We start from the raw sequence: 22,351 nt of genomic DNA on the forward strand, positions 1-22,351 counted from the left end.
CGTGCGGAGCCGGACACAGCACTCCCCGCCCCCACACCCAGTAAACATGCGTAGTCCCGTTCGGGGCCGGAATTGAGCCGCAGTCTTTACCCGTGTTTGATGGCTAGTTTCGTTCCTGTTGGCATATTGCTGGGCTACGGTTGGCAGCACCATCAATTCTTAGGGGGACGAAATGGAGTTTGCAGAAAAACTCTCGGCTCTGGCAGCAAAGGTGCGCCAACAGCGAGGTGTGATCCAAACGGAGGAGGCCACGAAGAATGCCTTTGTTATGCCGTTCATTTCGACAATCTTGGGCTACGATGTCTTCAATCCACTGGAAGTCGTCCCAGAGTTCATCGCTGACGTAGGCCTCAAAAAAGGCGAGAAGATCGACTACGCCATCGTCAAGGACAGCGAAGTGCAGATCCTGATCGAGTGCAAGAAATCCACGGAACCCGTGAAAATCGAGCACGCCTCTCAGCTCTTCCGCTACTTCGCTGTCACCAATGCCAGGATCGCAATCCTTACCAATGGCGAGGTGTATCAGTTCTTCACCGACCTCGACGCCCCGAACCGGATGGACGCCAAGCCGTTCCTCGTGCTCGACTTGACCGACATTGACGAGTCCCTCATTCCGGAGCTGCAAAAACTGTCCAAGGACGTCTTTGATCTCGACTCGATCATCAGTGCGGCGGGTGAACTGAAATACATCGGTGAACTCAAGAGGACATTGGCGGCACAATTCAAGGCGCCGGAGGACGAATGGATCAAGTTTCTTACCGGCCGTGTCTACACCGGTCCCTACACGCAGAAAGTGCGTGAGCAGTTCACCGCGCTCGTGACCAAGGCGTCCAAGCAGTTCCTGAACGACCAGGTGAACGAGAGACTCAAGAAGGCCCTGGGTGCTCCGAGCTTTCCGCATAATGAGGACGCAGCGGTGGCTGCCAGCGTCACCAGCGCACCTGTCGCCGAAGCGGACCTGGCCGAGGCTGACGGCTTGGAAACAACGCTGGAGGAAATCGAGGGTTACCAGATTGTTCGTGCCATTGTCTGCAGCGAGGTCAAGCCAGCCCGCGTAGTTCAGAGGGATGCCAAGTCCTACTTCGCCGTACTGCTGGACGACAACAACCGCAAGCCGATCGCGCGCCTGCACTTCAACCGCACCCAGAAGTACATCGGAATATTCGACGACAACAAAGAAGAGACTCGGGTGCCCATTAGCTCCCTGGAAGAAATCTACGAGCACACGGAGGCACTGCGCGCGAGTGTGAAAAGCTACCTGTGAGCCAGCGTGGGTCGTTTTATTTGCCGGCGGGCTGGAACAGCTCCACGACGTTGCCGGACGGATCTTCCAGCAAGATCTGCTGACCGCCGGGACCAGTGACAATGTCGTTCCGAAACGTGAGGCCCGCGGCGCGAAGCCGGTCCACTTCGGCAGCGATGTCGTCCACGATGAGGTGGATGCGGTTCCATCCCCCGGGCGCCGGCACGGTGCCGTCCGGCATTGGCCGGCCTGCAGAGCTGGTTGGCCCGCTCAGCAGGAGGCGGAGCTTGCCGCGTACGACGTCGGCGAACGCCGGTGCGGCGCTCATCCTGAGGGTGAATCCGAGGTGCTTCGTGTAGAAGTCGATGGCCGCGTCGACGTCGTCAACCATGTACCGGATGCTGACCAGGTCCGCAAGGGAATCGGGCATTTTAGATCCTCTCCGAATGCCTTCCGCCGGATGGTCCTGCCCTCCGGCCGGGCCGGGCGGCTCATCTCATGGTCGCACAGGGCGCGCCCTCACGCACCGCGGAAACGCATTCAGGCGCAGCGGGAGAAGCACCGTAAAACCTAATGAATAACCGTCATAACTGATCGCTTTTCTTGGCTCATCTGCGAGCACATACTGGTGAAACACCCGATCTGGTCACGGACCCGGAACCGAAACCGACCAGTGGCCTGCCGGACCTCCAAAGGATTGACCATGAGAAAACGCATCCCCAAAACCAGGACCGCAGCGAACAAGTACAAGGCTTCGAAAACGGGTCCGCAGACAGGTGACCACTGCCCCTTCAACGGATGGTGGGCGCCTGCCACCCATCCCACCGACGGCCGCTTCATCAGCGAAGGCAGCCTCATGCCCTCCGACGGCGGCGCCTCCGTGAGCTGGGTGCTGCTCCCCGGCCAGATGGTTGCCAGGCAGGAACCCAAGTACCACGCACCCGAGCCAGGACTCCTGGACGAGGACTAAACGTCCACGCACCGGTAGCCCCCGCCTACTCGCCCAGGAACCTCATCAGGAACGGGACCGTGGCGTGCATTGTCCGCAGATCCCCGCCGCTGGCGGCCTGCTCGCCCAGGTAGTCGCCGTGGCCGCCGGGGATGATCAGCAGGCGGGCGCCCGGGATGACGCCGGCCATCCGGGCGGCATATTCGGCAGTAACAACATCACGGTCGGCACTCACCACAAGGGTGGCGGCGGTGATGGTGCCCAGGTGTTCGTCGGACCATCCGGGGAAGTCCAGGATGCGCCGGCGATCCAGTTCGAAGAGCCGCTCCAAGTGGCCCGGTTCCGGGTTGAGGCGGCGGTCGGCGTCCTTGTACGTGTCCGGCATGTCCGCCAGGGTGGCCTTCGCCATGCCGTCCCAGAACTCGTCCGGCACGGCATCACGGCTCACAAAGGTGGAGGCGGCGATGAGGCGCCGGACGACAGCGGGACTCCCGAGTGCGAGCGCGATGGCGGTGTGGCCGCCGGCGCTGAATCCCAGTACGTCCACAGTTTCCACGCCTAGCCGGTGCAAAACCGCGCGGACGTCCCCGGCGGAGTTCTCGGCCGTGAGCGGGCGGCTGGTGGGCTGGGTGCGGCCGTGACCCTCCTCCTCAACGGCAATCACCTGGCGGCCTTCGGCCAGCAGCGGGATAAGTTCTGCGAAGTTGGTGCCGATCGTGGAGCCGCCGCCCGGGATGAGGAGCAGCGGCGGCTGGCCGGGCACGGCCGGGCCATGGACCTCGTAGTACATGCGGAGGCCGTCGTTGTCCGCGTAGCCGTGGGTAAAGGTCACACGGCATCCTAACGCCGGGCGCTTCCGGCGCACAGTGCTCAGTCCCGGATCCCCGCAAAGCGGACGACGGCGGGATTCCCGCCGGCGTCCGCTTTGCCGGTCACAGTGTGGACGGTCCGGCCGACACCCTGGAGCGCCGGGCGAGGGTGCGCTCGATGCCCGTGTGGTCGAGGGCTCCGTCGCCTTGGGCGACCATCTCGTCGAACAGGCCCCTCACGGTGCTGCTCAGCGGCAGTTCAAGGCCTTCCGTGGCTGCCGCGTCCAGGATGAATCTGAGGTCTTTGAGCTGGTTCTGGGCGCTGCCGCCGCCGGCGAAGTCGCTGTTGATCCACCGCTGGCCCTTTTGCCGGAGGACAGCGGAATCAGCCAGCCCGCCCTGCAGCAGCTCGAGCATCACTGCCAGGTCCAGGCCTCCGCCGCGGGCCAAGAGCATGGCTTCAGAGACTGCGGTCACGGTTGCGGCGACAACAATCTGGTTGCAGGCCTTGGCGAGAGCCCCTGAGCCGCTCGGGCCCATATACCGGATGGTGGTGCCCATGGCCCGGAGGACGGGCTCCATAGACAGCACCGCGTCCTCGTCGCCGCCGACCATGATGCTGAGGGTTCCCTGCTCCGCCCCGACGGTGCCGCCGCTGACCGGCGCGTCAAGGACCGTCACCCCGTGCGCGCGGAGCAAACGTTCCGCAAAGGCCGCGACGGCGATCGGTGACACTGTCCCGTGAACCACGAGGATGGGCCGGGTGATGCCCTTGGCCCCCCATCCGGACAGCAGTCCGTCCTGTCCCGGCAGCAGCGATTCAACCTGCTCCAGATCGGGCAGCACCGTGAGAACGACGTCGGACGCGGCGTCGGCCGGTGATGCAGCGGCGCGTGCACCCAGCGCAACCAGGGGTTCCGCTTTCGCGGAGGTCCGGTTCCAGACGACGAGACCGTCGTCGAACTCCAGAAGCCGGCGGGCCATGGGGCCGCCCATCGGTCCGAGTCCCAGAACGGCGAGCGAGCGTCGCGTGGTTTCCGTCATGATCAAGTCCTTAAGTTCGAGGCGGCCGGCGACCGGGCAGGAGTCCGCGCGCGGCGAGGCGGCCGGTATTCGGTGCGAGTGGAAACAGAGTGGAACCGGTACACTTTTTGTACCACACGGGTTGCCGGGTGTAAATCAGTGTCCTGCGGATGCGCACACGGAGGCAGCCGAGCGGGAATGCCGGAGAAACCTACGTGCGCGGCTTCGGCCGGGCCACACTGGAGCGCTCGATGAGTTCGGCATCCACCCGGACCACCGTCGGCTTTCCGGAGGTCTTGCCGCTTGGGTTTGACAGGGCCAGCCGCACGGAGTGCCTTGCCAGCAGATCGATCGGCTGCCGGACGATCGTCAGGGGCGGGGTCATGAGTTCCGTCCAGGGGGAATCCTCGAACACGATGACCGACAGTTCCTCCGGAATCGAAACCCCGGCATGCGCCAGGCGCCGGAGCACGGCCGTCACCTGGGCAGTGTTGGCCACCACCAGGGCAGTGGGCGGGTCCTCCAGGCTGAGCAGTGCCGTCGTGGCGTCGCCGCCGGCGGCTCCCCGGAAGGCGGCGGAGCGGATGAGGAGTTCGTCCTGCTCCAGTCCGGCGGCATCCAGGGCTGCGCGATAGCCTGCAATCCTGTCCCGACCGGTCGTCGAGGACGCCGGGCCTGAGATTATGGCGATGCGTCGGTGCCCATGCGCAGCCAGCAGCGCCGTGGCAGACCGCGCCGACTCAGTGTTGTTGATGGTGACGACGTCGACCGCCGGCAGTGACGGGATCGAGCGGTCCACAAAGACCACGTCCGTCCCCATGTCCTGGAGCTTTTTCCACGTCTCCAGGTTGTTCCCGGTGGGAGTGGCGATGATCCCGCTGACCCGGCGCTCAATGAGCGTGGAGAGGCGCTCCGATTCCAGCTGGTCGTCCTCCTGCGTCGTCATGAGCAGCACCTGGATGCCGCGCGAGTGCGCCTCCTGGACCACCTGGTCCGCCAGCCGCGCAAAGAAGGGGTTGGAGACGTCAGCCAGGAGCAGCCCCAGCGTGGTGGGCGGGCCGTGCTTCAGTTCCCTGGCCGCCGTGCGGGGGTGGTACCCAAGGTTTTCCATGACGTCACTGACCCGCCCCCGGGTCGCGGCCGCCACCGGTCCCGAGCCCGGGTTGAGGACGCGGGAGACGACGGCGACGGACACCCCCGCAGCCGCGGCAACATCGCGGATGGTCGGCTGCTTCTGCACGTGTACTCCTCAATCGGCTACTGCGGCTCCCCGGGACCTCCGGCAGGAACTTTTTCAGACTAGGGTATTGACCTCGCCGAGCAGGTATGACATAAAAGTGTAACCGGTTCCATTATGTTTACTTCGAAGCCGGTTGTCTACCGCAACGCTGCGGCGGACCCCAAGTTTTCCGGCCGTCCATTCGGGATGGAGCCGCACCCACTGAAAGGTAGTTATGAACCTGCACAAACTTCTGACCCAACGCGAGGCCGAGGGCCGCCCGATCCGCGTGGGGCTGATCGGTGCCGGACGGTTCGGCACGATGTACCTGGCACAGGCCCGCAACATCCCCGGCATCCACGTCGTCGCCATCGCCGATATCAACGCCGAGCGCGCCAAGGGCGCTCTGAAGCTGGTCGACTGGCCCGAGGAAGCCTTCGTCGACGACATCGAGACGGCCATTGCCGCGCGGGCCACCACCGTCGTGACCGACGCGTCCGTCCTGTTCGACACCGAACTGGACATCATCGTTGAGGCCACCGGCAACCCGATCGTGGGCATCAACCACGCGCTCCGCGCCATCGAGACGGGAAAGCACATCATCATGGTCACCGTCGAGGCGGACGCCCTCGCCGGCCCGGCCCTGGCCAAGAGGGCCCGGGAGGCCGGCGTCGTATATTCCCTGGCCTACGGCGACCAGCCCGCGCTGATCTGGGAACTCGTCGACTGGGCGAGGACGTCCGGCTTTGATGTCGTCTGCGCAGGCAAGGGCGCCAAGTACCTGTCGCACTACCACCAGATGAACCCGGACAACGTGTGGGAGAACTGGGAATTCTCCAAGGAACTGACAGACTCCGGCCAGCTCAACCCCTACATGCACACCTCCTTCCGTGACGGCACCAAAGCCGCCATTGAAATGGCGGCCGTGGCCAACGCGGCGGGCCTGCGCCCGTCCGATGAAGGACTGACGTTCACGCCCGGCGACGTGGAAGAGATCGCCACGATCTGCCGTCCCGCGGCCGACGGCGGCGTGCTCGCCAACGCCGGCAGCGTCGACGTCATGTCGAGCGTGACCCGGGACGGGGACTGGATCCCCCACAACACCCAGGAAGGCGTCTTCGTCGTCGTCAAGGCCACCAACAACTACGTCTCCGGCTGCTTCCAGGAATACCCCTGGCACCCGGACCCCACCGGCCAGTACGCCGCGCTCTACCGCCCGTACCACTACGTCGGACTGGAACTCAACGTCTCCATCGCCAACGCCGTGCTTCGCGGTGTGGCCACCGGCGCGCCGGAAGGCTTCCACGCCGACGTCGTCGCCTGTGCCAAGAAGGACCTGCACGCCGGGGAAATCCTGGACGGCGAGGGCGGCTTCACGGTCTGGGGCAAACTGATCTCCGCCGAAAAGTCGGTCCGGGACCGCGCCCTTCCCGTCGCAATGGCCCACCACGTCAAGCTCGTCAACGACGTGCCCGAAGGCGGAATCGTCGGCTGGGACGACGTGGAAATCGACACCTCCCTCGAAGAAGCCCTGAAGCTGCGGCGCGAGACGGAGGCCCTCGCCCTCGAAGTGGTGCCCGCGACATGATGGACCGGCGCAATTTTCTCGGGTTTGCCGGGGCTGCCGCCGCCAGCATGGCCCTGGCCGGCTGCGGCGCCAGCCCGGGAATCGATCCGAACCGTGCCGCATCGGCCGGAGGCACCCTGAAGTTTGGCAGCTGGCAGTGGCTCGAGCCGGGCCGCGGCGAGGCGATGTGGCAGGCCATCCAGGCCTACAAGCAAGCCAACCCCTCCGCGAGCCTGGCCCAGAGCACCACCCCCTTCCTTTCCTTCGCGGACAAGCTCAACACCGAGCTCGGCGGCAAGGGCGGACCCGACGTCTTCGTCGTTCAGGACGTCAACTTCTACCCCCTGGCCGACGCCGGAATTCTGGCCCCGCTCACCTCCGTCATCTCCTCGCACAAGGGCAGGCCGTTCAACCACACGAACGAGTCCGGGCTGGTCAACGGCGTGCAGTACGGAATCACCTGGGAACGGCTGAACTGGAACTTCTTCTGGAACCGCAACATCCTGGAGAAGGCCAAGGTAACCCCGCCCACCAACGTCCCGGAGCTGATCTCGGCCGCCACCCAGATCCGTTCCGCCACGGGACTGGACGGGTTCGGGGTCCGCCACCAGATGACGGAATTCGATTCCTGGTTCATGGACTTCGATGTGTGGACCTACGGGCACGGCGGATCCTGGTCGGACGGGTCACGCCCGACCATCGACTCCGCTGAGAACATCGCCGGCGTTGAGGCGTTCGGCGAAATCTACCGCTCGGGTGCCATGCCGATCGGCGACGACGCGTCAACGATGCGCACGAAGTTCCGCGAGGGCCGCCTCGGGATGATGATCGACGTCTCGTCCACAGTGGCCGGCATCCTGCGGTCCTCGAAGACGCTCAAATCGGCCGACATCGGTTTTGCCGACCGCATCCCGCTCCCCAAGCCGTCCGCGCACCAGGAGATTGTGCTGGCGGTCAACGGTTACGGCAAGAACAAGAACCTGGCGGTCGACTTCGTCGGCTGGGTGGGCTCCGACGCGGGCCAGGCGGCACTCCGGAAGGCCATGGGCCCTTCCACGCTTGCCACCGACGTCCCGCTGGCGCCCGACTACGCCGCAGCCAATCCGTGGGCGAAATCGTTCATCGACCTGGCCGCGGAATCGAGGAGCCCGCTCATCAAGGGCTATGAGGCCCAGACCAAAGCCATCATGCGCGAAGTCATGACGCAGGTGGAACGCTACCTCGTAGACGGTGGTGACGCCGCGGCGGCGCTCTCCACCGCACAGAAACAAGTAACTCAGCTCCTTGGCTGAGTGAACCAATGCAAAGGACCCGGGCAATGACGCTCCGAACTTCGATCTCCCCGCCCGCCGTGGCACCGACCCAGATCCAGGATGCCCCCTCCAAACACCACATGTGGCAGAGGATCTCGCCGTACATCTATATCGGCCCGGCGGTCATCTACCTGATCATCTTCATGATCATCCCGGTGGTGCAGGGTATTCAGCTCAGCTTCACCAAGACCCCGCTCGTCAGGCCCGACGGCGGCACCGGCGTGGGGCTGGAGAACTACTCCCGGCTGCTCAGCAGTCCCCAGTTCTACAACTCGCTCGGCGCCACCATCCTGTACACGGCCGCAACGGTCATCTTCGCGGTGGCCATCGGCGCAGGATCGGCCCTGCTCCTGAACCAGGCCTTCAAGGGACGCACCATCGTCCGGGCCATCATCACCCTGCCCTGGGCGGTCCCCACGGTGGCCACCGCCCTCATCTTCAGCTGGATCTTCAACCGCTCCGACGGTGTCCTGAACGAAGTGGTCGGAGTCCTTGGCGTAGGCCAGCAGGGCTGGCTCGTCGATCCAAAGTACGGCATGGCCGCCGTCGTCCTGACCTCCGTCTGGAAGGTGATGCCCCTCGTCATGCTCGTGGTGCTGGCCTCCCTCCAGTCCATCCCCAGCGAACTCTACGAGGCCACCCGCATGGACGGCGCCGGGGCGCTGGAAACCTTCAAGGCCGTCACGTGGCCGCACATCGCCCCCACCGTCAGGGTCGTCACGCTGCTCATGACCATCTGGTCCATCCGCCGCTTCGAGATCATCTACCTCCTGACCGGCGGCGGCCCCGTGGACAGCACCAACACCCTGGTGGTCAACGTCTACCGGCAGGCCTTCAGCAACCAGGAACTGGGACGCGCGGCAGCAATCGGTGCCCTCGGCCTGGTCCTGTCCCTGCTCGTCACGGTTGTCTACTTCATGATGGAACGGCGCAACGCCGCCAAGGAGGCCTAGCACAATGACCACGAATGAAGCACCCCCAGTCCTCCGCACGGCCGCGCACAAGCGCCGGCTGAAGGCACCGGGCACGCGAAACTTCAGCAAGCCCGTCCGCTACCTCATGCTGGCCGCCCTGGTTCTGTTCTCAGGCTTCCCGCTTTACTGGATGCTGAACACCGCCCTCAGCCAGGACTCCGAACTGTACGGCCAGGCCCAGGGCTGGTGGCCGCACTGGGAACGGCTCGCGGATCTCGGCGACGTCATCGGCAGCGTCCCCATCTTCAAGTGGCTCACCAACTCCATGGTCATCGCCGGCGGAACCACGCTGCTCTCCCTCATCTTTGCGGTCCTGGCCGGCTATGCACTGTCGCGATTCAAGTTCCACGGCAAGGGCGCCGCAGGGTTCCTGCTGTTCGCCACCCAGATGCTGCCCGAGGCACTGCTCGTCGTGCCCATCTACGCCCTCTTCGCGTCGCTGGGCCTCCTCAACGGAATGGGCGGCCTGATCCTCGCCAACGTTGCCTTCACCATGCCCGTGAGCGTCTGGATCATCAAGGGAGCCATCGACGCGATCCCGTACGAGATCGAGGAGGCCGCCGCCGTCGACGGGTGCCCCCGCGTCACCATTCTGTCGCTCGTCCTCACTCCCCTGATTCTTCCCAGCATCGCCGCGGCCGCCGTCATCAACTTCTTCGACGGGTGGAACGAATTCCTGCTCGCCAAGACGTTCATCGCCGAACGCGACCTCTGGCCGGCGTCCGTGGGCCTGGCCTCCTTCATCGGGCAGTACCTCACCTCGCTGAACTCCGTCATGGCCGCAGCCCTGCTGTTCACCCTCCCGGCACTGATCTTCTTCCTCCTCGTCCAACGTCGTATCGTCTCGGGCCTCACGGCCGGCTCAGTCAAAGGTTGATCATGGCAAAGCTCTCACTACGCAACATCAGCAAGCGCTTCGGGGACACCCAGGTCATCCACGACTTCAGCGCCGACGTCGACAACGGGGAATTCCTGGTCCTGCTCGGCGCGTCGGGATCCGGAAAATCGACCCTGCTCCGCATTATCGCCGGGCTCACCGACGCCAGCGCAGGCGACGTCATCTTCGACAACCTCCGCGTGAACCGCCAAAGCCCGCGCGAACGGGACGTCGCCTTCGTCTTCCAGTCCTACGCGCTCTACCCCCACCTCACCGTCCGCGAAAACATTGCCTTCCCCCTGGCCCTGGACAAATTCAAGGCCTGGCACCACATCCCGGGCATCAGCGCGATCGCACGCCGCATCTTCGGCTCGTCCAAGGAGATCGCCGAGCAGGTGGCCGGCGTCTCGTCCATGCTCGAGCTGGACCAGTACGCGAACCGCAAGCCCGGAGGACTCTCCGGAGGCCAGCGCCAGCGCGTGGCCCTGGCACGCGCCCTGATCCGCAACCCTTCCATGTTCCTCCTGGACGAGCCGCTGTCCAACCTCGACGCCAAGCTCCGTGCCGAGTTGCGCGGCGAAATCGTCCGGCTGCACAAGCTGACCGGGAAGACCTTCGTCTACGTCACCCACGACCAGGTCGAGGCCATGACCATGGCCACCCAAATCGTCATTCTCCACAACGGCATCGTGCAGCAGCACGCCACCCCGCAGGAGATCTACACGCACCCCGCCAACACGTACGTCGCCCGGTTTATCGGCAGCCCGCCCATGAACCTCATGACGGCGGCCGTGGCCGACGGGTACCCGGCACTCGGCGGGCTGCGGCTCCCGGCGCCCGAAGGGCTTGAACTCAGGACCGGCACCGTAACCCTGGGCCTGCGTCCGGAACACCTCACGGTCTCCGCCGACGTCGGCCGGACCGGTCTCGCGGGAACAGTCCGGAGAATCGAAGACCTCGGCGCGGACACCCTGATCGGCGTCCAGCCGGACCCGGCGCTGGACCTGAAACTGTGGGAGCTCAACCAGGACGACCTCATCTGGATCCGTCAGACGGGGCAGACCCGCCTGATGGCGGGCGACGAGTGCACGGTATCACTCGAGGCCAGAATGGCCAGCTACTTCGACAGCGATACCGGCGTGAACCTCGCCTCATCCGACCAGATCTCAGATGCCGGAATGCTGCCCCTGCGTGGCTAACCTGCGACACCTCGGAAGCCAGCCGTACTCTGGCACTTCAACCCCTTTCTGATCCCATTTCACACCCAAGGAATAAACACCGATGACCATCATTGTCACCGCAGAATTCACCCCCAAAAACGGCAGCTACGACCAGGTCGTCGCCGCGCTCTCCCCCGCCATTGCCGAAGTACACGAAGAGCCCGGCTGTCTGCTGTACGCCATCCATGAATCGCCCGGCGGCCAGATCATGATGATTGAGAAATGGGAATCCACGGAGCTGCTGGACGCCCACGGCGAGGGCGACGCCGTCAAGCGGCTCAACGCCTCGCTCGAGGGACTCCTGGAAAAGCCAGTGGAAGTCACCCGCCTGGTGCCGATCCCCGCCGGCACTTCGCACCAGGGCGCCCTGTAGTGAGCCACCACCCGATCGTGGTCATGGGCGTCTCGGGCGCCGGCAAGTCCGCCGTCGGGGAAGCGCTGGCCGCCCGCCTCGGTGCTGCGTTCATGGACGCAGATTCCCTGCACCCGCCTGCCAACGTCGAAAAAATGACTGCAGGCATTCCACTGACCGACGAGGACCGGTGGCCCTGGCTCCATCTCGTTGGCGCCGAGCTCGCGGCCACGCGGCAAAATGGCGGCGTCGTTGCGTGCTCCGCCCTCAAGCGGGTGTACCGGGACGCCATCCGCGCGGCGGAACCCTCAACCCGGTTCATCCTCCTGAATGCGGACCCCGCCGTGCTTCAGGAACGGCTGACCAGGCGCCCAGGACACTTCATGCCTGCGTCCCTCTTGGCCTCGCAACTCGAAACCCTCGAACCCCTGGAAAAAGACGAAGCCGGGCTGTGCCTCACCTCGGAAGGAGGCATCGGGTCAATCGTCGACCGAATATGCGCCCACCTGGCAAGTGAGGGCACGGGGGCGCGGCACTACGCGGACCTGTAGCCCGAGAACGACGGCGGGACCTCCCGCCGTCGTTCTTTTATGTTTGGTGCCGTTCCCCGGACAGCAGAGCCAGTGCAAGCACCGTGACGCTATCCGACCGGGCCTGACTGTGCGGCGTAGCGGTTGGCCTGCTCGCGCACTTGGGCCACGTAGGAATCAGACTGGTTGTAGGCGTAGACGGCCTCGGTCCAGCCCTGAGCGGTGGTGAGGTCACGGCCGCTGCACAGGTACGAGGCGGCGCTGAGGGCGGCGTCGTCGATGTTGAGCGGGTCCGCTTGTCCGTCGCCGTTCCCGTCCCGCCCGGCCAACTGCCAGGTGGAGGGAATGAACTGCATGGGTCCGACGGCGTGGTCCCAGTGGGCGTCGCCGTCCAGGGCGCCGTCGTCTGTGTCAGGGATGGCGGCGAAGCCGTCGCCGTTGAGGCTGGGGCCGATGATCGGCCGGCTCGCCTGCCCGGCGGCAGTCAGGCTTCCGCCGCCGTGGGTTCCGTGGGCCGATTCGACGTAGCCAACGGCCGCCACCGTGTTCCAGCCGATCCGGCACGTCGGGGCGGCGGCGTTCGCCGCGCCGGCCGCGGCCGCGTAGGCCCGCAGGGCGCGGACCGGTATCTCGGTCCGCTCCGCAGTCCGGCCCAGCCACTGGGCGTCAAAGATGCCCGGGGTGATGTTCACGGCAGGGGTGCTGCCTGTTGAGAGCACTTCGAGTTTCGCCTCCGACCTGGGCGGTGGCGGGGTGGCCCCGCCGGTCTCCGCGCCGGACACGCGGAGCGCCCAGAACGTGAAACCGGTGACGATGCAGAACGCGAAAATGGCGAGGACTGCGAGGCGTTTCAGCCGGAGCACGGACTAGCCGAGCCAGCCCGCGGACGTCCAGGGCCGCAGCAAGGCCTTAGCCTTCGCAGTCAACGCAGAACGCGTGACCGTTCTTTTCCTTGGCGATCTGGGAGCGGTGCCGGACCAGGAAACATGAGTAACAGGTGAATTCGTCCACTGCCTGGGGAATGACCTGCACCACCAGTTCTTCGGCGACGAACTCTCCGCCCGGGACGGCCCCGTCGTCCAGGCCATCAGCTTCATCCAGCTCACGGACAACACTGCGGGCGTCGGGAGCGTTGGCGGAGTGCAGGGCCTGCAGGGAGTTATCCTGCGATTCCCGGACGTCGGATCGGACTTCGTCGTAATCGGTTGCCACGTAGGTGTTCTCATTTCAAGGTTTGGTGTCTGACAGGAATGCAACTTACACCATCGCACGGCATTCCCTGCCACGCGGCCCCCAAGGGACTTGGCGTATGGAGCGGGGCGGCGAGAGAATCCTAGTAGAAGACTGAGCAGGACCCAAAGGAGTGTGCAGTCATGATGACTGCTGCGCATGCGCGCGCGGTGGTTAGCCGGGACGGATATCTTCCCATCGAAGACCATGGACTTATCGGCGACGGGTCAACCTGTGCGTTGGTGGGGCGTGACGGGGCCATCACGTGGCTCTGCCTCCCCGAATTCGACAGCCCTCCGTTCCTAGCCGGGATTCTCGACGCGGAGTACGGCGGCCGTTTCGAAATCGCCCCGGTTAACACGCTGGCGACCTTCCAGCGCTACACCGAGGATTCCTGCGTGCTGGTGACGTCGCTCGTGTCCGACCGCGGCATGCTCCAGGTAACCGATGCCCTCACCCTGCGCTCAGGCGCCGACCTGTCGGAGCCCGTGCCGGCGGGCCGCTCGGAGCTGCTGCGGCACGCGAGGGCCGTGGGCGGGGATGTCCAGATCCGCATCAGCCTGGTCCCAAAGACCGGCGTCACCTTCGATGCGCTGGCCACCGGCTGGAGGTTCGACTGGCGGCAGGACGGAATGCAGGAGGTCTATCTGTGGTCTTCCGTGGAGCTCCGGCCGGACGGGCGCGGACTGTCTGCGGCCCTCACGCTCCGGGCGGGAGAAACACTGACCATGGTCCTGCACTGGGCAGGGCGGTTCCGACTCCGTCAGCACCCGGAGACCAAGAAGCTTATCGACCAGACGGTCTATGCCTGGCGCCGCTGGGCTTCCAGCCTGGACTGTGAAGGATCCCAGGCGGAGCTGATGAAGCGCTCGGCCTTCACCTTGAAGATGCTGGACCACGCGGAGACCGGCGCCATTCTGGCGGCCGCGACGTCGTCCCTGCCGGAATGGCCGGGCACGCCGCGAAACTGGGATTACCGGTACACGTGGGTTCGTGACGCTTCATTCTCGAACTATGTCTTGCGGCGCATCGGCGACCCGAGCGACGCGGACGTGTTCCTCGCCTGGGTCCTCACCAACGTGGAACGGGACGGCGTGCCGCACGTGATGTACGCCCTGGACGGATCCCAGCCGCCCGACGAAGTGCAGGACCCCCAATTGCGGGGATACCGCGGATCGGCCCCGGTCCGGTGGGGAAACGGCGCGCGCCACCAGCTCCAGCACGATGTGTATGGCGAAATCATCGACATCGCCTACCAGTGGTCGGGCAGCGGCAAGCGTGTGGACAGTCGGCTCTGGGCTGCGCTGACGCCGATCGTTGAAATGGCCATTACGAAGTGGGGCCTCCCGGACTCCGGTCCGTGGGAAATCCGAGATGCCGGCCGCCCCTTCACATACTCGGCGGCGCTGTGCCACGTCGCCATTGACCGCGCGATCCAGATCGCACGCAAGGACGGGCTCCCGTACCCAAAGCGCCGCTGGGAGGCAACCGCCAAGGCAATCCGGCAGGCTGCCCTGAACCAGTCCTGGGATGCCCAGAGGCGCACGTTCACCGAGCACCTGGGCGGGAGCGGGGGGCTGGACGCGTCCCTGCTCACGCTTCCCGTTCGAAATGTGATTGATTTCGATGATCCGCGGATGGTGTCTACTGCCACTGCCATCGCCGCCGAGCTCGACGCCGGAAACGGCCTGCTGTTCCGCTACCTGCCGGAAGTTTCTCCCGACGGGCTCCCCGGCCACGAGGGCGCGTTCCTGCTCTGCAGCTTCTGGCTGGTGGACAACCTGGCCGGCCAAGGACGGGTGGAAGAGGCCCATGAACTGTACGAATCGCTTTGCAGCCGGGCGAACCCGCTGGGATTGCTGCCGGAGCAGATCCACCCGGATACCGGGGAATTCCTCGGGAATTTCCCGCAGGCGTTCAGCCACGTGGGCGTCCTTGCCAGCGGGCTGCGGCTGCTGAAGGCCGAGCGCCGGGCCGCAAAAGGCCGGCCCCACTCGTAAGCATTAACCCTCTCGGAGCGCCGGTCCGTTCAGGCGACAGTCCCGGTTGCCGCCGGAACATAGAGCCCTACTGAAGCGTTAACTTCAACGACGTAATTTCGTCGACTGCCCAGTCCGGCGACTGCCCTGTCCGGAATGGCGGGCATGCTGAGGAACAGGAAGGGAATGCGCAACACCATAGAATTTGTCGAGGACAACGCCGGCAACGTCGTCACCTACCGCCGCCACACGAACGGCGGTGGCCTCATTGGCCGGGGCGCGAAGGTGGGCACGACATCGGTCATCGGGCCCGCCACCTATGTCGAGGCCGGCGCCCGGGTTGGCTCCGGATGCCGCATCGGGTCCGGCAGTTGGATCGACCGGAAGGCGCAGATCGGCGACCACGCCGTCATCGGCGACGCAGTCTACGTGGGCCCTGGGGCTGTTCTCGGCGACCGGGTCCGCATCGGGAGCCACTCGCGCATCGGTGCCCGCGCCCAGATCGGGGACGGCGTCCGGCTGCACGCCGACAGCACGGTTCCTGAAGGCGGCCTCATCGCGGCAGCCAACACGCCGGTTCCACCCCCTCCGGCGAGCGCGCCTTCGGCACGCGCTCAGGCCGGCCACAAACGGCCGAAGCGAAGCGCGGCGTAAGCCGGGTCCAAGGCCACGGCGAGTGTCACCGTGGCCTACGAAACGGCCTCATGAACAATTTGGCGTGCGGCAGCTTGGGCCAGGCGCGGGGTATCGGGGTCCAGGGTGTCCATGCCGAGCGCCTGCGCCCCTTCGAGAAGGAGGGTCAGCATTCTGGCAAGCTCGTCCGGGTCGGCGGCGCCTGTCTGCCGGGACATGCGACGGATCCACTCCAGGACCCCGGCCCTGTGCTCAGAAACCCTGAGTTGCACGACGCTTCCGGTGCCGGCCTCGGCAGAAGCCTTCAGGAACGCGGCGCCCCGGTATTCCTCGGGATGCCCGTCCCAGAGCAACGCGTCAAACATGCCCACCAGGCGTTCGGCCGAGGGCATGGGATCCGGCCCCGCCGCCTGCCGCAGCGCCATGGTCCATAGCCTGTCCATCTCGTCGAGGTAGGCCAGGACGAGAAGCTCCTTCGTGGGGAAGTATCGGTAGAAGGTCGATTTGGCGACACCAGCCTCCTCGATGATCCTGTTGACGCCCACGCCGTGCAGGCCGTCGACATAGAAGAGGTCCGAGGCGGTCTGAAGGATGCGGTCCCGTATGCCGCTGTTCCGGGCGTCACTCACGTTGCTCACTTTCACCCCTGCCGGGTGGTGCACAGGTCCGCCCGCGGCGTCCGCTGCGTTCTGATGGAGTGCGATGCCTTGCGTTTGCGGTCACCGCATGAAGCTAAGCCTGCTTATGGCTATACAGTCCACCCTACGCTCATCGCCGCCGGAACGGTGCCGGTCAGCTCTGGACTGCGGCTACTACCCGCTCGCCGTTGAAGTACTCCAGCTGCCAGCCATCGACGGCATGGTGGTGGGCGAGGTTGAGCACGGCGTTATCGATGCTCTGCAGAGTGCGGCCGATGGCGCGGCTAAGGCTTACCCGGATGAGTGTGCCATGGGCGACGACCAGCACACGGCGGCCGCGGAACTCCTCTGCCAGCGCTTCCAGCGATGCCAGCCCGCGGCTGGCCGCCGCCTCCTCGCTTTCGGCACCGCGGAAACCACCGGGGATGCGCAGCGCGTCCAGTTCGGGGCCATCCTGAAGGCCCTCCGCCGGCCCGAAGCTGCGCTCGGCGAGCTCGGGCACCCGCCGGGCCACGCTGCCTCCCAGCCCGGCAGCAATCAGATCGGCGGTTTCCGCCGCACGGCTCAGCGGGGAGGACACGATCGCGTCCCATTGGTAGCCGGACAGGACGGCGACGGCGTCACGCGCCTGGCCGCGGCCGACGTCGTTAAGCGGAATGTCGGTGGATCCCTGCAGCCGGCGCTGCGCATTCCAGTCGGTCTGGCCATGGCGGACAAGGGCGAACGTCGTAAGGGTCATGCTTTCCATTCTCCGCTACGGCGGCGGCCCGTTCAGCCAGGGCCACTCATTGCTCTCTCCCTGCCGCGGTCCAGGACCGACGCTCCGACAGCGGCCAGGATGGCGGCCACGGCCAGGAACAGAGGCAGCTGAGTGGCGTGGGAGACGACAGCGCCGGCCAGCGCAGTTCCTGCTGAGCCGGCGGTGATCTTGAGGGCTCCAACCCAGACGAATACCTGGCCCCGGGCCTCCGGCGGTGCGTATTCGCTGCGTGCGGCCAGGGTCGCGGCGAAAAAGTACGAGTTCAGGATCCCGGCGGTGGCATAGGTCACGACGGCGGCAGGGAAGTTTCCTGCGAAGGCCGCCGCGACGAGCGCGGCACCTACCCCGGCGGCAAGCCACGTCATGAGGCGGTCGCCGTCCGCTCGCAGCGGCCGGATCATCACCCCTGCCGAACCGGCCAGGCCGCCCAGCCCATAGGCAGCCGTGATGGCCGCGGCCGCGGCCGGTGCAACGCCAAGATCGCCCGTGGAGGCAACGGCGGTGACGGGCAGCACCGCCACGGACAAGGCGACGATGACCGTCATGTAGAGCGTCCGGCGCAAGGGACCGGTCGAGAACATCACTCCCAGTGTCTGCGCGGGGCGCGGAACGTCCGACGCGACAGCGGCCGGCGGGGAATATGGGAGGAGCCCGATGACGGCCGCGGCGGCAAAAGTGGCTCCGGCCAGGAGCAGGGCCGCCACCGCCGGACCCGCCCAGGCCGAGGCCAAAGCAACGACAGAGGGTCCGATCGTGCCGCCAATGCCGTAGGTGGCCACGTCCCATCCCTGTGCCCGGCGCTGGCTGGATCTCTCCGGGCCCGCGATCGCCGGCAGCCTGCTGCTGATTCCGCCGGTCAGCAGCGGGCCCACCAGCCCGGAGGCCACCAGCAGTATCCCCGTGACGGCAGGCCAGGCCACCGGATAGACGAGCACCGCCGCGGCGAGGGTCACACCATGAGCCATGCAGGCCAGTGAAATCACGGTTCGGCCGTCCCGGGCAGTATCAAGGCATCGGGCAACAAAGGGGCCGAACAGGTGGGGAGCAGTGATGCAGGCGCCCAAAAGACCGGCCACCCAACCGGGCGAACCGCTGGTGGTCACCAGCAGGACGATGGCAACAACCGCACCCCCGTCCGCGCTCCTAGCCAGGGTGGCTGCGACGACGTAACGGGCCAGCCCGCCGCGTACCTGCGGGACTTCCGCTGCGCCCGCCGGGGCGGTTTCGGGAGAGTCGATCCGTGGAGAGCGCATGTGGAGTTCATGCCTCCAATCCGCAGCGGCGAATCGCGTCGGTCACTTTCAGGCGGCCCTCCCTGTCCAGGCCCTGAAGGGGCAACGGCAGGCTTGGCGACGAGATCAGCCCTAGGTCCTCAGCGATCGCCGTGGTGACACGCAGGCTGCCGTAGGCGCGGAAGAGCGACCACACCGGTTCGAGGCTCGCCGAGGCTTCCCGCGCCGGAGCCCCATGGCCCGCCAAGGCATGGCCCAAAATTATCTTTGCCGCCTCGGGAAGCACACCCGCAATCACCGAGTACCAAACATCACAGCCGGCAAGCAGCGATTCGGCAGCGGCCCAGTCGCCGCTGACGCCCACGGACGTTCCTTCCGGCAGCACCGAACGCAGTTCCCGGAGCCTTTCAGAAGCCTGGCCCGGCTGCGGAGGCGGGATCTTGATCGACGCGGTCGCCGGAATCTCGGCAATGCGTGCAAGCAGTTCGTCGGTGAAGGTAAATCCGGTGGTGGCAGGGTTGTCGTAGACAACGATGGGCACGGAAGATGCCTCTGCGACGGCCGCGTACAAGCCGAAGACCTCGTTTTCCGTCAATCGTTGGTAGGAGACCGGAGCCAGAAGCAGGGCCGATGCCCCCGCTGTCTGCGCGTCGTCCACGTGCGCAAGCACGTCCCGTGTGCGCACGGCGCCCACACCGGCGAGAACGGGAACACCGTCGGCGGCGTCAACAGATGCCTCGAGGACGCTGCGCCGCTCCTCCCGCGACAAATAGGCATAGTTCCCCGTGGAGCCGAGCACTCCAAGGGAGTCCACGCCTGCCCGCGCTGCACGCGATACCAGCAGGGCAACAGCCTTCAAATCGATGTGGTTCTCACGAATGGGCGTGAGGGGGAACGCGCAAAGCCCGCTGAACACGGCATCCTTCTTTCGTCCGGGGGCGCGCCCAACCAAGCGGGTGGGCGGCCTCTGCATTTTGCTTACCGGTTCATCGTGCCAAGGCCTTTGGTCCTACAGTAGATCCAAGAAGAATCAATTCAGGAGGTCCAAGTGGGAGAAGCTGAGATTCCCCTCGTGCTTGACCGGGACAGTCCGTCTCCCCTTGCTGCGCAGCTGGCAGGCCAACTGCGCAGCGCCATCCTTAACGGCGTTCTTCGGCCAGACCACACCCTTCCGGCGACGCGCAGGTTGGCTTCCGAACTCGGGATTTCGCGGGGCGTGGTGGTCCGCGCCTTTGAGCAGTTGGCTGGGGAAGGCTTCCTCGAAAGCCAAGGGGCCAGTGGCACGCGGGTGGTGATCCGCCCCGACGTTCAAAGCCCTGCGCCCGAGGAACGTCCTGCATCCGGCGGCCAGGACGCCACGCCCGTTATTGATCTCACGCCCGGACGGCCTTCCGGCACGCCCTTCAAGGACCGGGAGTGGCGGCACGCATGGCGCAGGGCGGTATCCGAACCGGGCACCACACACTTGCCGCCGCCGCTGGGAACAGCTGCCTTGCGGGAAGCCTTGGCAGGGCACCTGGCCGTGTCCAGGGGCCTTGCGGTCGACGCGGAGAACGTCATCGTCACGGCCGGGACCAGCGACGCATTACACCTCGCTGTGGCAACGCTTCGGGGCGGGGGTGACCGGCCGCGGATTGTGGTTGAAGACCCCGGGTATCCAACCGCAAGACGAGTCATGTCCGCTGCCGGAGCGGCGGTGGAAACCGTGCCGGTCGACGGCGACGGATTGCGGGCGGCGCAGCTGGCATCGCTTTCGCGGCTGCCGGACGCCGTGTTGATCACGCCCAGCCACCAGTATCCCCTTGGCGGCCGAATGCCTGTCCAGGAACGGCTGGGGCTCCTGAAGTGGGCGGCGGATCACAATGTGCTCGTCCTCGAAGACGACTATGACAGCGAATTTCGTCACCGCAGGATGCCCCTGCCGGCCGTCGCCTCGCTTCCGTCGAAAGCGGACGTTGCCCTGCTGGGGAGTTTCTCCAAGACCCTCAGCCCGTGGCTGCGGTGCGGCTACCTGGTGGTCCGGGGCGAATCAGGGCGCAGGCTGAAAGCCATGCGCGAATCCCTGGACACCCCGGTCCCCGGCGTACTCCAGTCCGCGCTTGCCCACTACATCCAGGGCGGCGGGCTGTCGCGGCACATTACGCGGGCCCGCCGCGAGTACGCACACCGCAGAGCCCTGCTTATTGAGCGGCTCGGGAACCGGGAAGACGTCGAACTTGGGGCTCTCGACGGCGGCCTTCATGCAGTCATCCGCTTTCAGGGAAAGGACGCCGCCGCACTCTCGGCCGAGGCCCTCCAGCAGGGTGTCCGCGTCGTTCCCCTTGCTGGTTACTATGCAGACCGCCCGCCGGCGAATGGACTGGTGATCGGTTACGGCGCTCCGACCGACCTGCAGCTCACCACCGCCCTTGATGTCATTGCAGGCCTGCTGGATGAGGCGTGAGAGAGATTGCGGCCAGCGGATCCTGACGACGGTGCACGCCGCCGGAACTAAAGCTAGTGTCGTGGAATGGATTCGGACGCTTTGGTGAGGGATGCGAAAGGTACGTTGCGCGCGGAGGTTCGCCGCCGCCGTCGGACTCGACCGGCGAGCGAGCGGGAGACGGCGACCGCAGGCCTGACGGCGAATCTGACCGCCCTGGTGCGTCACCGTGCGCCCGCCTTGGTGGCCTGCTACCTGTCGGGTGCGGACGAACCGAACACGCGGCCGTTCCTGAGCTGGGCCGCCGCCAACGGCGTCGACGTCCTCGTTCCGCTGAGCAGGCCGGACGGGCTTCTGGACTGGGTGCATGCCCGCGGCGGGACCGAACAGCTCGGCCTGTTCGGCATCTCTGAGATGGTGGGGGACGTTGTGGATCCCAGCGTGTTCCAGACTGTTGACCTGCTGCTGATCCCTGCGGCCGCTATCGACCGTTCGGGGATGAGGATGGGGTGGGGGCGCGGATACTTTGACCGGGCCCTGGCGTCGCTGCAGGAACAGCCTCCGGTGTTCGCGGTTGTCTACGACGACGAGCTGCGCGAGTCGGTCCCGGCTGAAAGCCACGACCGGCCCGTGGACGGGGTTGTCACCCCACGCCGGATCCTCGAATTCTGAGCAGCGGACACTCCCCCGCGTTAGTCGACGTCGGTTGGCGCGGCGCGGTGGTCTATCTCCGCCGTCAGTTCGTCGATCCGGTCAAGAGCGGCGTTGAGGCGCTCGACGGTCGCCCACAAGTCCGGGTGCTCTTCCCGGACGCGTTCGAGGGTGGTGCCCGCGGAGGTGAGCGCCGCGAGATCGAAGCTCACGTTGGTGCGCGCCCCTGTCACCGCTGCCCTGAGGGCACCGAACGCGACGACGACATCGGCTATGAGCGCCGGGTTGCCGTTGGAACCGAGCCACCCCAAGTCTCCAATGGCATCGATGGCCCGCTCGCCCAGCAGCGCGGACGCCTTGGCAGCGTCGACGGATGCCCGGTGTATCGCGTCCTCGCGTTCCGGCCCGGGTTCCAGCCGGAACGCGGCCCCGAACGCTTTGGATGCTGACGCGTCCTCATCGGCGAGCCGAAGGGCCGCTTCCCGGAGTGCACGCGCCCGCGCGTGAACACCGGCGAGCTCCGCGCGCTGGTGCTCCTCAGGTTCCGTGTACCCGGCCACCATTGAGGTCAATGACGCGGCGACGGCGAGCATCAGCCCCGCCCCGGCCCCTCCGCCTGGCGAACCGATGGACTCGGCCAGGGCCCGCGTCCAATCCTCAACCGTCGAGCCTTGAGTTGTTACCGCTTCAGAATCAGCCATGACACCCAGTGTGCCCTCTGGTTGACCCG

Annotated in this window: 24 protein-coding genes; 13 read left to right on the forward strand and 11 right to left on the reverse strand. The window is 66.0% G+C overall.

From position 1 onward, the window contains the following. The first annotated feature begins 172 nt into the window (after nucleotides 1–172). Complete coding sequence (locus AC3A3W_RS20095; RefSeq protein ID WP_487444887.1) at nucleotides 173–1,264, forward strand: type I restriction endonuclease; 1,092 nt, start codon at nucleotides 173–175, stop codon at nucleotides 1,262–1,264. Nucleotides 1,265–1,280: 16 nt separating this feature from the next. Here AC3A3W_RS20095 and AC3A3W_RS20100 read toward each other — a convergent pair whose 3' ends face one another. Beyond that, entirely contained in the window at nucleotides 1,281–1,673 is a 393-nt protein-coding gene (locus AC3A3W_RS20100; RefSeq protein WP_487444888.1) for a VOC family protein, read from the reverse strand. 273 nt (nucleotides 1,674–1,946) lie between these two features. Between AC3A3W_RS20100 and AC3A3W_RS20105 the strand changes: the two genes are divergently transcribed. Beyond that, nucleotides 1,947–2,213: a hypothetical protein gene (locus tag AC3A3W_RS20105; RefSeq protein WP_487444889.1), complete on the forward strand. Its 267-nt coding sequence runs from the start codon at nucleotides 1,947–1,949 to the stop codon at nucleotides 2,211–2,213. A 25-nt stretch (nucleotides 2,214–2,238) separates the two neighbouring features. Here the strand turns inward: AC3A3W_RS20105 and AC3A3W_RS20110 are convergent, their stop codons facing one another. From AC3A3W_RS20110 to AC3A3W_RS20120, 3 genes are all read right to left on the reverse strand, one after another. Further along, the gene (locus tag AC3A3W_RS20110) at nucleotides 2,239–3,024 is read right to left on the reverse strand and encodes an alpha/beta fold hydrolase (RefSeq protein ID WP_487444890.1); all 786 of its coding nucleotides are present in this window, start codon (nucleotides 3,022–3,024) and stop codon (nucleotides 2,239–2,241) included. 100 nt (nucleotides 3,025–3,124) lie between these two features. After that, nucleotides 3,125–4,045 (reverse strand): NAD(P)-dependent oxidoreductase, encoded by a 921-nt coding sequence (locus AC3A3W_RS20115; protein ID WP_487444891.1) that lies wholly within the window; start codon nucleotides 4,043–4,045, stop codon nucleotides 3,125–3,127. A 190-nt stretch (nucleotides 4,046–4,235) separates the two neighbouring features. Further along, on the reverse strand, nucleotides 4,236–5,264 hold the full coding sequence (locus AC3A3W_RS20120; protein WP_487444892.1) for a substrate-binding domain-containing protein: 1,029 nt from the start codon (nucleotides 5,262–5,264) through the stop codon (nucleotides 4,236–4,238). 214 nt (nucleotides 5,265–5,478) lie between these two features. Here AC3A3W_RS20120 and AC3A3W_RS20125 point away from each other — a divergent pair, with 214 nt between their 5' ends. The 7 genes from AC3A3W_RS20125 to AC3A3W_RS20155 all read left to right on the forward strand — a co-directional run bounded on the left by AC3A3W_RS20125 (nucleotide 5,479) and on the right by AC3A3W_RS20155 (nucleotide 12,097). After that, entirely contained in the window at nucleotides 5,479–6,831 is a 1,353-nt protein-coding gene (locus AC3A3W_RS20125) for an NAD(P)H-dependent oxidoreductase (RefSeq protein ID WP_487444893.1), read from the forward strand. Continuing rightward, on the forward strand, nucleotides 6,828–8,102 hold the full coding sequence (locus tag AC3A3W_RS20130) for an extracellular solute-binding protein (protein WP_487444894.1): 1,275 nt from the start codon (nucleotides 6,828–6,830) through the stop codon (nucleotides 8,100–8,102). Before AC3A3W_RS20125 ends, AC3A3W_RS20130 begins: the two co-directional genes overlap by 4 nt. Before the next feature lie 26 nt (nucleotides 8,103–8,128). After that, a complete protein-coding gene (locus tag AC3A3W_RS20135; protein WP_487444895.1) occupies nucleotides 8,129–9,076 on the forward strand; it encodes a carbohydrate ABC transporter permease in 948 nt (315 codons plus the stop codon). A 4-nt stretch (nucleotides 9,077–9,080) separates the two neighbouring features. After that, nucleotides 9,081–9,974, forward strand: coding sequence for a carbohydrate ABC transporter permease (locus tag AC3A3W_RS20140; protein ID WP_487444896.1), 894 nt, complete (start codon nucleotides 9,081–9,083; stop codon nucleotides 9,972–9,974). A 2-nt stretch (nucleotides 9,975–9,976) separates the two neighbouring features. Further along, a complete protein-coding gene (locus AC3A3W_RS20145) occupies nucleotides 9,977–11,173 on the forward strand; it encodes an ABC transporter ATP-binding protein (protein ID WP_487444897.1) in 1,197 nt (398 codons plus the stop codon). 82 nt (nucleotides 11,174–11,255) lie between these two features. Then, on the forward strand, nucleotides 11,256–11,567 hold the full coding sequence (locus AC3A3W_RS20150) for a putative quinol monooxygenase (protein ID WP_487444898.1): 312 nt from the start codon (nucleotides 11,256–11,258) through the stop codon (nucleotides 11,565–11,567). Further along, complete coding sequence (locus AC3A3W_RS20155) at nucleotides 11,567–12,097, forward strand: gluconokinase (RefSeq protein ID WP_487444899.1); 531 nt, start codon at nucleotides 11,567–11,569, stop codon at nucleotides 12,095–12,097. Before AC3A3W_RS20150 ends, AC3A3W_RS20155 begins: the two co-directional genes overlap by 1 nt. An 89-nt stretch (nucleotides 12,098–12,186) precedes the next feature. Here AC3A3W_RS20155 and AC3A3W_RS20160 read toward each other — a convergent pair whose 3' ends face one another. Then, nucleotides 12,187–12,939, reverse strand: a complete 753-nt coding sequence (locus AC3A3W_RS20160) for a lytic transglycosylase domain-containing protein (RefSeq protein WP_487444900.1) — start codon at nucleotides 12,937–12,939, stop codon at nucleotides 12,187–12,189. 46 nt (nucleotides 12,940–12,985) lie between these two features. Then, nucleotides 12,986–13,288, reverse strand: coding sequence for a DUF4193 domain-containing protein (locus AC3A3W_RS20165; RefSeq protein ID WP_205653025.1), 303 nt, complete (start codon nucleotides 13,286–13,288; stop codon nucleotides 12,986–12,988). Nucleotides 13,289–13,449: 161 nt separating this feature from the next. Between AC3A3W_RS20165 and AC3A3W_RS20170 the strand changes: the two genes are divergently transcribed. Beyond that, the gene (locus AC3A3W_RS20170; protein WP_487444901.1) at nucleotides 13,450–15,306 is read left to right on the forward strand and encodes a glycoside hydrolase family 15 protein; all 1,857 of its coding nucleotides are present in this window, start codon (nucleotides 13,450–13,452) and stop codon (nucleotides 15,304–15,306) included. A 165-nt stretch (nucleotides 15,307–15,471) separates the two neighbouring features. After that, nucleotides 15,472–15,939 carry a DapH/DapD/GlmU-related protein gene (locus AC3A3W_RS20175; RefSeq protein WP_487444902.1) on the forward strand — a complete coding sequence of 156 codons (468 nt, stop codon included), beginning with the start codon at nucleotides 15,472–15,474 and terminating at the stop codon, nucleotides 15,937–15,939. A gap of 35 nt (nucleotides 15,940–15,974) precedes the next feature. Here the strand turns inward: AC3A3W_RS20175 and AC3A3W_RS20180 are convergent, their stop codons facing one another. The 4 genes from AC3A3W_RS20180 to AC3A3W_RS20195 form a co-directional block, all read right to left on the reverse strand. After that, on the reverse strand, nucleotides 15,975–16,556 hold the full coding sequence (locus tag AC3A3W_RS20180) for a TetR/AcrR family transcriptional regulator (protein ID WP_487444903.1): 582 nt from the start codon (nucleotides 16,554–16,556) through the stop codon (nucleotides 15,975–15,977). Between the two features lie 154 nt (nucleotides 16,557–16,710). Further along, nucleotides 16,711–17,295 (reverse strand): histidine phosphatase family protein, encoded by a 585-nt coding sequence (locus tag AC3A3W_RS20185; protein WP_487444904.1) that lies wholly within the window; start codon nucleotides 17,293–17,295, stop codon nucleotides 16,711–16,713. A gap of 32 nt (nucleotides 17,296–17,327) precedes the next feature. Further along, complete coding sequence (locus AC3A3W_RS20190) at nucleotides 17,328–18,569, reverse strand: MFS transporter (protein ID WP_487444905.1); 1,242 nt, start codon at nucleotides 18,567–18,569, stop codon at nucleotides 17,328–17,330. Between the two features lie 7 nt (nucleotides 18,570–18,576). Then, nucleotides 18,577–19,464 carry a dihydrodipicolinate synthase family protein gene (locus AC3A3W_RS20195; protein WP_487444906.1) on the reverse strand — a complete coding sequence of 296 codons (888 nt, stop codon included), beginning with the start codon at nucleotides 19,462–19,464 and terminating at the stop codon, nucleotides 18,577–18,579. A 132-nt stretch (nucleotides 19,465–19,596) separates the two neighbouring features. On the opposite strand from AC3A3W_RS20195, the gene pdxR reads away from it, so the two are divergent. Together pdxR and AC3A3W_RS20205 are read left to right on the forward strand one after the other, a co-directional pair. Continuing rightward, nucleotides 19,597–20,991 (forward strand): MocR-like pyridoxine biosynthesis transcription factor PdxR, encoded by a 1,395-nt coding sequence (pdxR, locus tag AC3A3W_RS20200; protein WP_487444907.1) that lies wholly within the window; start codon nucleotides 19,597–19,599, stop codon nucleotides 20,989–20,991. A gap of 66 nt (nucleotides 20,992–21,057) precedes the next feature. Next, nucleotides 21,058–21,642: a 5-formyltetrahydrofolate cyclo-ligase gene (locus AC3A3W_RS20205; RefSeq protein ID WP_487444908.1), complete on the forward strand. Its 585-nt coding sequence runs from the start codon at nucleotides 21,058–21,060 to the stop codon at nucleotides 21,640–21,642. 20 nt (nucleotides 21,643–21,662) lie between these two features. Here the strand turns inward: AC3A3W_RS20205 and AC3A3W_RS20210 are convergent, their stop codons facing one another. After that, on the reverse strand, nucleotides 21,663–22,322 hold the full coding sequence (locus AC3A3W_RS20210) for a cyclodeaminase/cyclohydrolase family protein (protein WP_487444909.1): 660 nt from the start codon (nucleotides 22,320–22,322) through the stop codon (nucleotides 21,663–21,665). Nucleotides 22,323–22,351 lie beyond the last annotated feature (29 nt).

This window comes from Arthrobacter sp. Soil_N43 (assembly GCF_057655195.1).